This window comes from Flavobacterium endophyticum (genome assembly GCF_003634455.1).
Classification (GTDB): Bacteria; Bacteroidota; Bacteroidia; order Flavobacteriales; family Flavobacteriaceae; genus Flavobacterium; species Flavobacterium endophyticum.
Genome location: NZ_RBLC01000001.1, coordinates 1,938,213 through 1,951,745 on the forward strand (window position 1 = coordinate 1,938,213; position 13,533 = coordinate 1,951,745).

The 13,533-nt window shown below is 38.2% G+C and carries 15 protein-coding genes and 1 tRNA gene; 10 read left to right on the forward strand and 6 right to left on the reverse strand.

Translation table 11 applies throughout. From position 1 onward, the window contains the following. Window positions 1-19 precede the first annotated feature (19 nt). Complete coding sequence (gene trxA, locus CLV94_RS08740; protein WP_121376012.1) at window positions 20-337, forward strand: thioredoxin; 318 nt, start codon at window positions 20-22, stop codon at window positions 335-337. Window positions 338-391: 54 nt separating this feature from the next. Here trxA and CLV94_RS08745 read toward each other — a convergent pair whose 3' ends face one another. Next, a complete protein-coding gene (locus CLV94_RS08745) occupies window positions 392-2,377 on the reverse strand; it encodes a tetratricopeptide repeat-containing sensor histidine kinase (RefSeq protein ID WP_121376013.1) in 1,986 nt (661 codons plus the stop codon). Continuing rightward, a complete protein-coding gene (locus CLV94_RS08750) occupies window positions 2,374-3,081 on the reverse strand; it encodes a LytR/AlgR family response regulator transcription factor (protein ID WP_121376014.1) in 708 nt (235 codons plus the stop codon). The genes CLV94_RS08745 and CLV94_RS08750 overlap by 4 nt, the downstream gene beginning before the upstream one ends. A gap of 167 nt (window positions 3,082-3,248) precedes the next feature. Here CLV94_RS08750 and CLV94_RS08755 point away from each other — a divergent pair, with 167 nt between their 5' ends. The 3 genes from CLV94_RS08755 to CLV94_RS08765 all read left to right on the forward strand — a co-directional run bounded on the left by CLV94_RS08755 (window position 3,249) and on the right by CLV94_RS08765 (window position 5,272). Next, window positions 3,249-3,821: a DUF4082 domain-containing protein gene (locus CLV94_RS08755; RefSeq protein ID WP_121376015.1), complete on the forward strand. Its 573-nt coding sequence runs from the start codon at window positions 3,249-3,251 to the stop codon at window positions 3,819-3,821. Window positions 3,822-4,185: 364 nt separating this feature from the next. Next, window positions 4,186-5,112 carry a DUF58 domain-containing protein gene (locus CLV94_RS08760; protein ID WP_121376016.1) on the forward strand — a complete coding sequence of 309 codons (927 nt, stop codon included), beginning with the start codon at window positions 4,186-4,188 and terminating at the stop codon, window positions 5,110-5,112. Window positions 5,113-5,198: 86 nt separating this feature from the next. Further along, window positions 5,199-5,272 (forward strand) — tRNA-Asp (locus tag CLV94_RS08765). Window positions 5,273-5,457: 185 nt separating this feature from the next. Here the strand turns inward: CLV94_RS08765 and CLV94_RS08770 are convergent. After that, window positions 5,458-5,958 (reverse strand): DUF456 domain-containing protein, encoded by a 501-nt coding sequence (locus tag CLV94_RS08770; protein WP_121376017.1) that lies wholly within the window; start codon window positions 5,956-5,958, stop codon window positions 5,458-5,460. A 58-nt stretch (window positions 5,959-6,016) separates the two neighbouring features. Between CLV94_RS08770 and CLV94_RS08775 the strand changes: the two genes are divergently transcribed. Continuing rightward, on the forward strand, window positions 6,017-6,496 hold the full coding sequence (locus CLV94_RS08775) for a hypothetical protein (RefSeq protein WP_121376273.1): 480 nt from the start codon (window positions 6,017-6,019) through the stop codon (window positions 6,494-6,496). A gap of 5 nt (window positions 6,497-6,501) precedes the next feature. Here the strand turns inward: CLV94_RS08775 and CLV94_RS08780 are convergent, their stop codons facing one another. Both CLV94_RS08780 and CLV94_RS08785 read right to left on the reverse strand, forming a co-directional pair. Further along, a complete protein-coding gene (locus tag CLV94_RS08780; protein WP_121376018.1) occupies window positions 6,502-7,623 on the reverse strand; it encodes a glycosyltransferase family 2 protein in 1,122 nt (373 codons plus the stop codon). Continuing rightward, window positions 7,611-8,555 carry a lysylphosphatidylglycerol synthase domain-containing protein gene (locus tag CLV94_RS08785; RefSeq protein WP_121376019.1) on the reverse strand — a complete coding sequence of 315 codons (945 nt, stop codon included), beginning with the start codon at window positions 8,553-8,555 and terminating at the stop codon, window positions 7,611-7,613. Before CLV94_RS08785 ends, CLV94_RS08780 begins: the two co-directional genes overlap by 13 nt. A gap of 22 nt (window positions 8,556-8,577) precedes the next feature. Between CLV94_RS08785 and ruvC the strand changes: the two genes are divergently transcribed. The 5 genes from ruvC to CLV94_RS08810 are packed head-to-tail and all read left to right on the forward strand — an operon-like array spanning window position 8,578 to window position 12,291. After that, window positions 8,578-9,132 carry a crossover junction endodeoxyribonuclease RuvC gene (gene ruvC / locus CLV94_RS08790; RefSeq protein ID WP_121376020.1) on the forward strand — a complete coding sequence of 185 codons (555 nt, stop codon included), beginning with the start codon at window positions 8,578-8,580 and terminating at the stop codon, window positions 9,130-9,132. Between the two features lie 40 nt (window positions 9,133-9,172). Then, window positions 9,173-10,312 (forward strand): radical SAM family heme chaperone HemW, encoded by a 1,140-nt coding sequence (gene hemW / locus CLV94_RS08795; RefSeq protein ID WP_121376021.1) that lies wholly within the window; start codon window positions 9,173-9,175, stop codon window positions 10,310-10,312. 32 nt (window positions 10,313-10,344) lie between these two features. Further along, window positions 10,345-11,109 (forward strand): cyclase family protein, encoded by a 765-nt coding sequence (locus tag CLV94_RS08800; protein WP_121376022.1) that lies wholly within the window; start codon window positions 10,345-10,347, stop codon window positions 11,107-11,109. Between the two features lie 5 nt (window positions 11,110-11,114). Next, window positions 11,115-11,486 carry an MmcQ/YjbR family DNA-binding protein gene (locus CLV94_RS08805; protein ID WP_121376023.1) on the forward strand — a complete coding sequence of 124 codons (372 nt, stop codon included), beginning with the start codon at window positions 11,115-11,117 and terminating at the stop codon, window positions 11,484-11,486. 52 nt (window positions 11,487-11,538) lie between these two features. Continuing rightward, a complete protein-coding gene (locus CLV94_RS08810; RefSeq protein ID WP_121376024.1) occupies window positions 11,539-12,291 on the forward strand; it encodes a PH domain-containing protein in 753 nt (250 codons plus the stop codon). 122 nt (window positions 12,292-12,413) lie between these two features. On the opposite strand, the gene CLV94_RS08815 is transcribed toward CLV94_RS08810, so the two are convergent. Then, on the reverse strand, window positions 12,414-13,514 hold the full coding sequence (locus CLV94_RS08815) for a DUF4407 domain-containing protein (protein ID WP_121376025.1): 1,101 nt from the start codon (window positions 13,512-13,514) through the stop codon (window positions 12,414-12,416). Window positions 13,515-13,533: the final 19 nt, after the last annotated feature.

Sequence of the window (13,533 nt, forward strand, 5' to 3'; positions counted from 1 at the left end):
AAACTAAAGAACAAAAAATATGGCACAAGCAATAACAGATGCAACTTTCGAAGAAATTGTATTGAAATCAGATAAACCCGTTTTAGTAGATTTTTGGGCAGCATGGTGTGGACCTTGTAGAATGGTAGGTCCGATCATCGACCAAATCAGTACTGAATATAGTGGAAAAGCTGTCGTTGGAAAAGTTGACGTGGATGCAAACCAAGAATTTGCAGCAAAATATGGCGTGAGAAATATTCCAACCGTATTGGTTTTTCAAAATGGTGAGGTTGTAGGAAGACAAGTTGGTGTTGCACCAAAACAAAACTACACAGACGCAATTGACGCATTGTTATAATCGAAAGATTATATCTTAATATGCCCTTCTAGAGCTTGGCTTTGGAAGGGTTTTTTAATTTAGGGTCAAGATAAAAGTGGTGCCTTCTCTGGGCTGTGCCTTGATATCGATCCTGCAATCGATGGCTTTTGCCAAATCTCGGATGAGGTGCAATCCTAATCCGGTCTTGATTCCCACAACTTCTTTGTCGTCGTATAAAGCCTTGAACTGTTCCTGGGTGCCGCCTGGTCCATTATCTGAAACAGAGAGGTATTTCTGGTTGTTTTCCTGCCATGCTTTCCATATAATGGTAGCGTTTTCTGTTTTTGCCAAAGCTTTTATAGCATTTCCCGTAAGGTTCCTGATAATGGTTTTCAGATAGTTTTCGTCTGTATTCAGCATGATATTCTCTGGGTTTTCGAATGTCATCTGGATGGCTTCTCCTGAAAAATGCTTTTGAGTGTCTTCAAACAAAGAAGTAACGCTAATTGTTTTGGGTTGAGGCTTAAAATTTTCCATCTGTCCTTTACTCCATAAAAGCAGGTCTTCCATAGAATTTAATAGGTTTTCGGCAGACATGATCGTTTTATCTTCCATCCTTTTTTTGCTCTCGGTATCAAGCAGTTCAGGATTTTCTTTTTGGAGGTGCAGGAAGTGAATGAGACTGGCGACAGGGCTTCGGAGATCGTGGTTGAGGATGCTGAAAAAACGAGATTTGGTCTTATTAGCCTGATCTAATTCATTGTTTAGCAGCTGCAATTTTTCATTAATTCTTTTGCGGTTTCTGCTTTGATAGAATAATAAAATCCCAATAGTTCCCAGTAAAATGATACCTAAGATAAAATACCATTTTTGTCTTTCTTTGTTTTCGATTTTTAGCTTATTGAGCTGGATTTCCTTGTTTTTTAACTCGATGGTTCGCTGATCCTCCAGATTCTTTACGGTTTCTTTTGTGGTGCTTTGGTAGATGGAATCTTTATAAGAGTTGAATTCTTTGAAATAAAGCAATGCATTTTTTGAATCTCCTTTTTCTTCATAAATCTCTGCAATTTCCATAAAATCTTTCGATAGCGATTTGATGTCATTGCTTTCTTTGTCGTAGTTTACAGCTTCTCTCAGCATCAGTAAGGAAGTGTCTAATACAGTCTCGTTTTTATAATATGACTTGTCTTTAGGATTGTTGTATTTGTATCTGTAGATAATGGAAAGATTTTGCAGGTTATACGACATGATTCTGCTTATCTTTAATTCTTTGCTGATTTTTAAGGCTTCTTTGGTATGGCTTTCTGCCAGGTCATATTTTTTTAATTCGAGATAGCTGCTGCCTAAGGTTCCCAGATTTGTAGCGACAAAATTCAGGTTGTTGTTTTTTCTATTGATAGCCAGCGCTTGGTTGAGATAGGAAACAGCCAATTCATTTTTTTCTTGATTGTTGTAGAGAACGCCTATATTCTCCAAGATTACCGCCTTCATCGTTGGATTGTTGAACTTTTTATTTATTTCCAACGCTTTTTTGAAATATTCCAGTGCTTTTTTCGTGTCTTTGAGGTCGTTGTAGATGAATCCGATATTAATGTAAGTCCCTGCAATTTCTTCATGTTTGTTTAATTCTTCGCTTAATTTTAGGGATTTAAAACTATAGTCGAGTCCGTTTTTGTAATCGTTCCTGTAAATGTAATATACTGCTATGTTTCGGTACAAGACGCTCAATACCTGCTTATCTTTAGTCTCTTTTGCAATTTCAAGTCCTTTTCGGTAAAAATTTATTGCTGTCGAATCGGTAGTATTGATTCCTAAGCATCGATAGCCTTCCGCCAGTCCGTTTTTAAAATCGATTGTTTCCGCCATTGCTATGGCGCTTTTAGCCAGCGATTTTCCTTTTTCAGGATCTACTCTAGAATATTCTTGGCTGAGCTTGTTTTTTATGATAACTATCTTCTTTTTGTCTTTGGTGCTCTTTAGTGAAGTTTCTAAAGAATCGATCAGCATTTGCCCCTGTTTTTGGGCGTTTACGGTTATTGAAAATAGGCATAGCGCTAAAAAGAAGATGGCTTTTTTCATAATAGGAGCATATTGATATTTTCTTTGAAGCTTCTTCCAACAGGAATCATAGCACCATTGTTGAGAAGTACTTCTTGAGGATTGATCTTTTCTATAAACTGTTTTTGAACGGCAAAGCTTCTGTGGACCCTGATGAAAGATTGGAAGTGGTCTTCCTTTAAAAGCAGTCCAATACTCGACAATACGCAATGTCTTTTTTTAGAAGTAATGATCAGCGTATAATCTTTCAAAGCTTCAAGATATAAAATGTCGTGCAGCTTTACTTTCGTCTGCTCGTGCCCTTCTTTTATATAAATTACGTCACCACCTATGCTGGATTCAAAAAGCAGTGCTTTATGTTTTATTTCTAAAAATTCTTCAATACGCCTCATGGTTTGGGCGAAACGGTCAAATTTTAGAGGTTTTACGATAAAGTCGAGAGTATCTAATTCAAAGCTTTCTACAGCAAATTCAGGATGCGAAGTTATAAAGATACAAGCGGGTACCGCAGATGCTCTTTTTCGAAGTTCCACGCCGCTCAAGCCAGGCATGTCGATATCTAGAAATAAGATATCTATTGTAGTGTTTTCTATGGCATCAAGAGCTTCTTCTGCATTGTCAAAAGCCCCAACTATGGCAAGATTTTCAAATCTTTTTGCAAATGAAACTACAGTAAGTCTGTCTATTTCATCATCATCGACTATAATGCATTTGAGCTTTTCCATATTTTAAGCATTTACTCAAATATAAGTAAAAAATTAACATTTAACAGAAAAAATGTTATTGGTCTATTTAAAATGTTATTGGTCTATTACTGGTTTTTTTAGCTTAATGATGAGTGCACCTTTGTCTAACCAAATGATTAAAAGAATTAACAACAAAAAATTACATCATGAAAACGATTAAAATTTTATCGGGAGCTTTATTAGCCATTTTTGCCATTTCTTGCAGTAGCGATGACAGCGGTCCTTCTTATGCTGTTGAAAATCCATTAGAGTCCTACCATCAGCAGGCTGGGTTTACGACAACTTCCAATTTTATAAATGCAGGCAGTTATGAGTTTGGGCTAGCATTTTCTCCAAACGTCAAAGGGGTTATTAAAGCGATAACGTTAAAGCTACCAGAAGCAAACCCTGAGGTAAGAGTAACCATTTGGGATTACGATACCAAGGCGGTTTTAAAATCAGAAAACATGAATGTGGCAACAGCAGATGTGCTTGTTACGAAAACTATTTCTGACTTGGCTTTAGAAAAAGACAAGAAATACTTGATAACCATGAATTCTAATGATTGGTACAAAAGAAGTAAAGCAGACAATACAAATGCGACCTATCCTATCACGGCTGGAAATATTAAATTTTTAGAATACAGATGGGTGTCTGGTGCAACACAGACGTATCCAACAAACGTATCCTTAAATTATAACGGTGGGGATTTGAGCTTTGACTTTAAGCAGACAGAATAGATGTTTCTAGGGTTAGTTAGAAAAAGACTTGACAGTTCATCTGTCAAGTCTTTTTTGTGTCGTAAATTATTATAATCTCAAAATTACCTTATTGATTGTATTTATAACATTGAAAAACAGATTGAATTGGTTAAAGCAAGGTTGCTTCGCGGTGTCAACCACAGTTGACGGGTCAAAGTGAGGTCGTTTCAGGGTGTCAACCGGAGTTGACAGGTCAAAGTGAAGTCATTTCAGGGTGTCAACCACAGTTGACAGGTTAAAGTGAAGTCATTTCAAGGCGTCAACTGCAGTTGCTACGGAGAGCAGAAAGCAGAATACCGTTTTTTAATTTTTAAATCAATCAATCTTTCAATATATTTGAGGTATGAAGATTGAATCGCAAATAGAAAAAATATCCAGCTTTCAGCATCTGGAATTGCTAGCCAACCAAATCGTCGAAGGATTTATCTCTGGAATGCATAAGAGTCCGTTTCATGGATTTTCTGCAGAATTTGCAGAGCATAAAGTGTATAATGCAGGCGAAAGTACCAAACACATCGACTGGAAGCTTTTTGCGAAAACCGATAGGCTATACACCAAGCGTTTTGAAGAAGAAACCAATCTCCGCTGCCATCTGATTATCGACAATTCGTCTTCGATGCATTATCCGAAACTAAGCGAAGGCCAGCAGTTTTACGAAAGCAAAATAGGCTTTTCTGTTTTGGCATCTGCTGTATTAATGAACCTGCTCAAGAAACAGCGAGATGCTGTGGGATTGAGCGTCTATTCGGATACGTATGAATATTATGCTCCAGAAAAAGGCAGTGACCGCCACCACCGGATGATTTTGAACAAGCTGGAGAATCTGCTGGCCGAACCAAAACAATCCCGAAATACCGATACGGTTACGTTTCTGCACCAGATTGCCGAAAAAATGCACCGCCGTTCGATGATTATTCTGTTTACGGATATGTTCCAGCCTGGAAACGAAGAAGCATTGCTGAATGCCTTGCAGCATCTAAAACACAACAAGCACAAAGTCGTCCTTTTTCATGTCATTGACAATAAAACAGAATTAAACTTTGATTTCGACAATACGCCGAGGAAATTTATCGATCTCGAATCGGGAGAAGAAGTAAATCTTTTTGCTGATAACATCAAAGAAGAATATGAAAAGCGAGCCGAAAGCTATTTCAAGAAGCTATCGTTGACCTGCGCGCAAAACAAAATCAAATATGTTCCTGTCGCGGCAGGCAAAAATTTCGAAAAAATCTTGACAACATACTTGATTGAAAAACAAATGTTTGGATAAGTTCTTAAAAAAAAGTTTAATTTTTTTTGCGAAAACGCTTGCAGAAGTAAAAAACTGTGGTATATTTGCACTCGCAATTAAGCGCTGGTTTGGTAGTTCAGTTGGTTAGAATACATGCCTGTCACGCATGGGGTCGCGGGTTCGAGTCCCGTCCAGACCGCTAAATTGGGAGAAGCCTTTCGAAAGAAAGGCTTTTTTGCCCAAAAAGGTTTTTAAGATTAGTTGTGTTGTTTAGGTACGAAAGTACCAGGTTTAGTAGTTAGACCAATGAAAAGCTTTCCATTCACTTGGAGGGCTTTTTTGATTTAGATAGCCCGTGTACTGCTGCTAATGGAACAGCTCTGACTAAAACCAGATTTCCCGATACTGCCATACTTTGTAAAGGAAAAGCCCCAAAAAGCCCATACATACCACAAACTTTATAAAAGTAGAAGCCAGAAATCCTATAAACGATCCTGTAGCTGCTTTTAGCGCACGTGCGTGATCTTTAGAGTCATACATTATTTCTCCTATAAAAGCGCCCAGAAAAGGACCGATAATAAAGCCAAACGGAATCGGAGCAAGCAGTCCTACGACCAGTCCGATGTTGGTTCCCCAGATTCCATAGGAACTTCCGCCAAACCGCTTTGTTCCCTTTGCTGGAATTACATAATCTAAAATACCTGAAATGATTGCCAATACAAGCGTGATTCCTAATGTCCAATACTCCGTTTCAATTCCATCACAGAAATACAGCAGGAGCAGTCCTATCCACGAGAGCGGCGCATCTGGAAGCACGGGAAGAAAACTGCCAAGAATTCCTCCAATCATGCAAATAAATCCGGCAATCAATAAAAAGTATTCCATAAATTAAATTTAGTATTTTTGAAATGTGTAATATTACAAAATGCCTGCCAATCATAGTATGAGAAAACTCACAGCAATTCTTTTTTTAGGGCTTTTATGCGCTTCTTGCCAGAATCTTCAAAAACAGGAGATTTCTGAAGAAGAACTGCTCAAACAGGAGCTCCAAAAAATTAATTGGAACCAAGTAGACGAATTTCCGTCTGTGGCAACCTGTGACTCCATCAAAGATGAGGCGACTCGAAAACAATGCTTTTTTGACTTCCTTACCGTTACGATCCAGCAGAAATTGGATCTGGACACGTTGTCCATTCTTTATCCACAGATTGATACCATACAAGTCAAAGTTACGGTTTATCCCGATTCCAGATTAGAATTTGAACCGCAATTTCCTGTGGATAGCTTGGCGTATGATAAGATAAAAATCGACAGCATACTGCATGCTAGGCTGACGGACTTCCCAAAGATAAATCCAGCATTGAAAAGAGGAATTCCAGTAAAAACACAATTTATCTTGCCGGTAATCTTGAATGTAGAATAAGTGCCCTAGAATTTTCTTCCCTTCCACTCATACCTTCCAAACAAAGAATACAAAGCGACAGCTACGCTAAAGAAAGGATAGACCAGATTGCTAATCAGAAAGAATTTGACCGATTTTGGTTGTAAGAACTTTCCGGTTTGGTATAATAGAGAAAAGTCGACGAATATTTTTACCGCAAAGAGCAAATACCACGTCCAAAACGAAAAGAGATGCGCCAAAGTCAGTAGCAATCCTAAAACAATAGCCAGATTGCCTCCAAAAACAACCAATGCCAGTATTTTTCCGAAAAGACTTTGGTACGAAGTAGCTTTTGAAGCCCAGCGTACTCGTTGGTGAAAAACTAACTTCCATTCGTCTAAGGGTTTTGTAAGCACGATGTTTGCTTCCGATTTCAAATAATGTACTTTCTCAGGGTGTTTTGCTACGGCTTTCTGCAATAAGAACACATCGTCGCCGCTGGCAATGCCATTATTGCCGTCAAAACCATTTAGGTCAAGAAATAATTCTTTCTTATATGCCAGATTTGCGCCATTGCACATAAACGCTTTCCCAATTCCGAAACTTCCGATGGTAGCTCCCTGCAGACTCATGAGGTCTATCTGCTGAAACTGATGCAGGAAAGAATCTTCTGCGCTAAAAGCTACAGCTCCGGCAATCATTGATAGTTCATGATTCTGGATATAACTGTCGATGGCTGTCAGCCAGTCTGGATTCACAAAACAATCAGCATCCGTCGTAATGATCCATTCGTTATTGATACTATTTATAGCGGTTGAAATGGCATCTTTTTTCGGCGAGCCGGATTTTCGTAGGTTGTCAATGATTTGGAAGTGAAAGCTTAATGCCGGAAAGTTTTGGATGACCGAAACAGAATCGTCTGTAGAAGAATCATTGACGAAAATAATTTCAAATTGCGTTCTCGGGTAATTAAGTTGCGTAAAAGAATGCAGCAGTTCTGGAAGACGATCGGCTTCATTTCGAAAAGGAACGATGATAGAAAAATTGGTCTTTGGCTCAGGAGCCTGATTTTTAGAAACCGTGACTCTTCTAAACCAGTAGGCCAGCCACAGAATAAAAATAGAATAGATTCCGACGATTCCGAAAAATACAAACGCTATGATTTCCATTTCGATTTAAAATTAAAAACATAATAACTTCCCAAAAGGACGGGAAGGACTACGTTCAAAAACCACATCAAGGTACTAATAAAAACAACAATCCATTCATTCACGCCCAACAATCCGAAGAAATACACGGCCACGCTTCCTTTAACAGCAAAATCTAAAAACTGAAATGTAGGCAGGGAAGAAGCCAGAAAGTAAACGCTCGTAATCGCTGCCATTAATAGAAAATAAGGCAATTCGACATCAAAAGCTAGAAATAGAAAGTAGTATTGGTGTGAAAAAATCAGGTAGCGGCAGATGGCCAGGACTATATTTTTTTGATGAATCGGTCTTGGGATTTCATTGATCTTTTCAAATAAAAGAGCTAAGGAATACCCTTTGATGGTAATTTTTTTTAAGCCGAACAGCAAGCCGCAGACCAAAGCCAATAGGCCAAATAGCAATAGGATGTTTTTAGTTGAAACGATTGGGAATTTGTAATTAAAATAAAGCAATCCCAGAGTGCCAAAAACAATCGTCAAGATCATTTGGATTCCGTTGCAGATCAGGTTTAAGAAGATGACTTTCTTAGCCTCCTTCTTCTTAAAATATAAAGTTTTGGCTCCGTATTCGCCTATGCCGTTTGGCGTAAAAATAGAAGCTGTCAAGGCACTAAGAACTTGTTCTGTTGCTTTGCCGATAGAAATTCTTTCGATAACCTGAGCCAAGTTTTGCCATTTTAAGATTTCAAAATAGCGATTAAAAAAACTAAATGACAAAAGGAATAAAATGCCCCAAAACGATTTCTTACGGTCTAATAAATCCAGAAATTTCTGCCAGTCCAATTGCTCGTTATGAGCCAATTGATTCCATATAAAATAAAATGCGCCGCCAACAATCAAAAGTTTGGTCAGAAACACTAGGAATTGTTTAGCTTTGTGAGGAATTGCAATCATTCGGCAAAATAACAAATTAAAATTGGCAAACGAACGTATCATATTAGGAATTGACCCCGGAACGACCATTATGGGTTTCGGATTGATAAAAGTCATCAACAAAAAGATGGAATTCCTCCAGCTGAACGAATTGATCTTGAGCAAATACGACGACCATTATACCAAGCTGAAAGTTATTTTTGAACGGACTATCGAATTGATAGAAACCCATCATCCTGATGAAATTGCAATCGAAGCGCCTTTCTTTGGCAAAAACGTACAGTCGATGCTCAAGCTGGGCAGGGCACAAGGCGTTGCCATGGCAGCGGGACTTTCGCGACAGATTCCGATTACCGAATACGAGCCAAAAAAGATAAAGATGGCGATTACCGGAAACGGAAATGCCACAAAGGAACAGGTGGCCAAAATGCTCCAGCAGCTTTTAGGCTTAAAAGAATTGCCTAAAAATCTAGACAGTACAGACGGACTGGCCGCAGCAGTATGTCATTTTTTTAATTCAGGGAAAGTAATAGGCACAAAAAGCTATTCGGGTTGGGATGCTTTTGTGAAACAAAATGAAGATAGAGTAAAAAAATAGCCGGTTTTTCCGTAAGATAAAATCGGGCTTAAGACGAAACATGAGCGGCATATACATCCATATACCTTTTTGCAAGCAGGCCTGCCATTACTGCGACTTTCACTTTTCGACTTCCATGAAAAAGAAAGACGAGATGGTGCTGGCTTTGGCGAAAGAAATGCGTTTGCGAAAATCAGAATTTGATAATGAAATTGTAGAAACGATTTATTTTGGAGGTGGAACACCTTCGGTATTGTCGATTTCGGAATTGCGATTTTTGATTAACGCGGTGTATGAGAATTTCAATGTAGCAGAAAATCCAGAAATTACATTAGAAGCCAATCCAGATGATTTGTCTGAAGACCAAATAATCGAATTTTCGAAGAATCGAATCAATCGTCTCAGCATCGGCATCCAATCTTTTTTTGAAGAAGATTTGAAAATGATGAATCGGGCGCACAATGCAGAAGAAGCCAAGAAATCATTAGAAATTGCGACGCAATATTTCGACAACATTTCTATCGACCTGATTTATGGAATTCCAGGAATGACTAATGAAATGTGGAAACAGAATATTGAAACGGCCTTATGCTATGGCGTTCCACATATTTCAAGTTATGCGTTGACAGTAGAGCCAAAAACGGCCTTGAAAAAACTAATCCAGACCGGAAAAATCTCTGAGCCAAAAGACGACGTTGCTCAAGAGCATTTTATGATTTTGGTTGACACGCTTCAAGAGAACGGTTTTATCCATTATGAACTGTCCAATTTTGGAAAGGAAAACTATTTTTCTAAAAATAACTCGGCCTATTGGCTGGGGAAAAAATACATCGGCATCGGACCTTCGGCCCATAGTTATGACGGCATTTCGAGAAGCTGGAATATGGCAAACAATGCACTGTATCTAAAAGAAATAGAAGCGAATAATCTGCCGAATGAAATCGAGATTTTATCGCAAACAGACCGCTACAACGAGTATATTATGACAGGACTGCGCACGATTTGGGGCGTTTCGCTGAATCGGATTGAAAAAGAATTTGGAGAAAGCAAACTGCGCTATCTGCAAAAGCAATCGGAGAAATTTCTTTCCGACGGACTGCTTTCTATTGAAAATAAAATCCTCAAGACGACTCCAAAAGGAAAGTTTTTGGCAGATGGAATTGCAAGTGATTTGTTTTTGATAAATTTGGATGATAATTAAAGCCTAATGCAACAACCAAAATTTTGCTTTGAATGATAGCTAGAATCCAACATAAAGACCAAAATTTCGAAGTAGATTTATCAAAGCCGATAGATATTTCACTGCCGTTGACAAATACAGATGAAAATCCGATTGCTTGGTATATTGAAAAACCGGTAATCGAACCCGTTCGTTTTGGCCATTGGGTAGGAAAAGTTTCGGAAGGAAGTTCTTCCACGAATTTTAATAATATTTTCTTTAATCCGCACGGACACGGGACGCATACGGAATGTCTGGGGCATATTACCACAGAATTCTACAGTATCAATCAGCACTTGGAGACATTTTTCTTTACGGCTGAAGTCGTTTCGGTAGAGCCAGAAATCCGCGGCGAAGATTTAGTCATAACCAGAAGCCAAATTGAAAAAGCATTGGACGGAAAGCTTCCAGAAGCCATCGTTATCAGGACATTGCCGAATTTACAAGAAAAGCGTTCTAAAAAATATTCCGATACCAATCCGCCTTATCTTGAAGAAAAAGCGGCGGTTTTTATCCGAGAAAAAAGAATCAAGCATTTGCTGATTGATTTGCCAAGCGTTGACAAAGAAAAAGACCAAGGAAAATTGCTGGCACACAAAGCTTTTTGGAACGTAAAAAATACCCAAGAACTAAATGACGATGCCAGGCTGGATGCGACGATTACAGAATTAATTTTCGTTCGCGATGAGGTAGAAGACGGAAGTTATTTGCTTAATCTCCAGATTGCTTCTTTTGAAAATGATGCGAGCCCGAGCAAGCCAGTACTGTATAAAATATAAGACAAATGGATATACAAGCTTATTTTGAATACTGCCTTTCCAAAAAAGGAGTAACCGAACACTTTCCGTTTGATGAAGACACGCTGGTGTTTAAAATTGGAGGGAAAATGTTTGCGCTATCGTCTTTAAGCGGGTGGGAAAAAGGAACGCCGTCCGTCAACTTAAAATGCGATCCGGAACGCGCAGAAGAGCTTCGTGCCGAGTTTGATGACATAAAACCAGGCTACCACATGAGCAAAGTGCATTGGAATACGGTTTCATTGAATGGCGATGTTTCTGATAAATTTGTGAGAGAATTGATTGACCATTCCTATGATTTGGTTTTCAAAAGCTTAACAAAGAAAATCCAAACCGAAATTATTGAATTAAAAAATTAGGTATTACTTTTGTTGTATAAAAAGTCTACCAATACAGTAACGTAACTGAAAGATGAAAGAACAAATAAAAAAATTTTTAAACGAAGAACAAGATCCTAAAGCGATTGAAAAAATCACTTCAAAACTGACAGATTTGCTCATGAAAAATGAGGAGATTGGTTATATCGGTGTTCAGAAAAAACCGGCAATCACTGTTTTTCCAGATAGTATTGTTCTGACGAATAAGAGAATCATTATCTGTAAGCCTAAGAATTTAGGACTGTCTATGGATTTTACAGATTATACGTGGGATGATATTGCTGGCACTTTTGTGAAAGAGAATATTCTAGGTTCTGAGTTTTCGTTTACGACTAAAACAGACTTGACGATTTCGATCGACTATATTCCTAAAACGCAGGCTAGAAAGATTTATACGTTTGCCAAAGAACAATTGGATATCTTAAAAAATGGCGCAGCTCCAGTAGCTGAATCTTTTGTAAATGAACCAAAGGTTGAAGCTTTCGAAGAAGAAGCAATTATTCCTGAAACTTTCGCAGAAGTAGAAGAACCGGAAGTCATCGAAGAAATGGAAACCGAAGAAGTGACCGATTTTGCAGAGATAATTCCAGTTTCACAGTCGGGCTATCGCGATGAAAAGCAATATCCGGATGAAAAACCAGAAGCTACAAAAGAAAAGACGTTAGGCGAATTGTCTCAAGATGAATTGTTTGATAAATTACAGAATTATAAAAAACTGCTAGACAACGGACTGATCATGCAAGGCGAATATGATACTTTGAAAAAAGAAATCTTGAGCCATATGTAGTTTTGAGTCGAAAGCCATAAAGTCATAAAGTTAAAAAGTCGAAGAGCATCTGCTCTTCGACTTTTTTATTGATTGTAATCTAATCTTTATGACTTTCGACTTTACAACTTTAATCTTTTCAACTAAAAAGTTCTCTTTTGTTTTTCTACGAAATTATGAGCTTGCAGTTCCAATAATTCTTTCGCTTTCTTGCGCTGCAGGTTAAACAGTTCTTTATCGGAAGCAATATCTTCATACACCTTGTCGTGCATCTGAGCGCTAGTTTTTACAAGCAGCTCTCTTTGGTATTTATCTTGATTGATTGTGGCTTTCAGGGCCGTTTCTAGATCTTCCAGCTTAAAGTCATATTCGCCTTTAGGAGACAATAATTTTGCAATAATTGGAGAAGTCTCGATTGCTAGAAATAGCAACATGATAAAGAAAGAAGGCAACCACGGCAGTTTGTTCAAAGCGTTAATTCTTGCCATCAATCCATCGAATCCATCAATGATAGGCTGTGTTTCGGTTACTTTTTTGTCTTGATCGGCTTCGAGCTTTTTAGAAAGTTTTTCTGTTGCCGCAATTTTCGCCAGATTGTTTTTTCGTAAAGTATCGAGTTCTGTTTTTGCCAGATCGTGCTTTGCAATCTTTTCTTTGAAAACAGGTCCTTTTCCGAGTTTTTTAGTTCCGGCAGTTCCTTCGGCTTCGGCGATGTATGTTTCATACAATGTATTGACCTCTTTTTCTTTTTTTGCAATTTCAGATTTTAGGCTATCGACCGAAGCTTTGTTTTTCTCCAAATCGGATTTGAAATAATTGGCGACTTCTTTTTTGTTATTGAGTGCCATTGCATTTTTCTCTTTCAACAATACCGTATCGATTTCCTTTTCAAAAATTTTGATTTCTAAAGGTTTTGAGATTACGATTGCAATAATTATCGCTAGAGCAATCCTGGGAGTCGCCTGTATAAATTCATTTGAAAAACTATCTCTTTTTCGGATAGTCGAAACAATAAACCGGTCTAGGTTAAAGATAAGCAAGCCCCAGATTAGTCCAAAAAAGACAGAAGCATAAACGTTATCAAAAACGGTATAAAGCGCATAGCTGCTGGCAATAAACGCCATGACTGCCGTAAAAAAAACGGTTGCCCCGATTCCGGCATACTTGTTCTGTTCGCCATTGGAACAGCCTTCGATGATTTTTTTGTCCACTCCAGAGCAGACAATGAAGAAGTGTTTTAACATAATGATTGATGATTAGCAT

Bases quoted from the DNA above. Each gene is read 5' to 3' on its own strand.
- CLV94_RS08750 (WP_121376014.1), bottom strand. From the start codon at position 3,081: ATGGAAAAGCTCAAATGCATTATAGTCGATGATGATGAAATAGACAGA.
- CLV94_RS08800 (WP_121376022.1), top strand. From the start codon at position 10,345: ATGATAGCTAGAATCCAACATAAAGACCAAAATTTCGAAGTAGATTTA.
- CLV94_RS08775 (WP_121376273.1), top strand. From the start codon at position 6,017: ATGAGAAAACTCACAGCAATTCTTTTTTTAGGGCTTTTATGCGCTTCT.
- trxA (WP_121376012.1), top strand. From the start codon at position 20: ATGGCACAAGCAATAACAGATGCAACTTTCGAAGAAATTGTATTGAAA.
- CLV94_RS08815 (WP_121376025.1), bottom strand. From the start codon at position 13,514: ATGTTAAAACACTTCTTCATTGTCTGCTCTGGAGTGGACAAAAAAATC.
- CLV94_RS08780 (WP_121376018.1), bottom strand. From the start codon at position 7,623: ATGGAAATCATAGCGTTTGTATTTTTCGGAATCGTCGGAATCTATTCT.
- CLV94_RS08760 (WP_121376016.1), top strand. From the start codon at position 4,186: ATGAAGATTGAATCGCAAATAGAAAAAATATCCAGCTTTCAGCATCTG.
- CLV94_RS08785 (WP_121376019.1), bottom strand. From the start codon at position 8,555: ATGATTGCAATTCCTCACAAAGCTAAACAATTCCTAGTGTTTCTGACC.
- CLV94_RS08770 (WP_121376017.1), bottom strand. From the start codon at position 5,958: ATGGAATACTTTTTATTGATTGCCGGATTTATTTGCATGATTGGAGGA.
- CLV94_RS08805 (WP_121376023.1), top strand. From the start codon at position 11,115: ATGGATATACAAGCTTATTTTGAATACTGCCTTTCCAAAAAAGGAGTA.
- hemW (WP_121376021.1), top strand. From the start codon at position 9,173: ATGAGCGGCATATACATCCATATACCTTTTTGCAAGCAGGCCTGCCAT.
- CLV94_RS08755 (WP_121376015.1), top strand. From the start codon at position 3,249: ATGAAAACGATTAAAATTTTATCGGGAGCTTTATTAGCCATTTTTGCC.
- CLV94_RS08745 (WP_121376013.1), bottom strand. From the start codon at position 2,377: ATGAAAAAAGCCATCTTCTTTTTAGCGCTATGCCTATTTTCAATAACC.
- CLV94_RS08810 (WP_121376024.1), top strand. From the start codon at position 11,539: ATGAAAGAACAAATAAAAAAATTTTTAAACGAAGAACAAGATCCTAAA.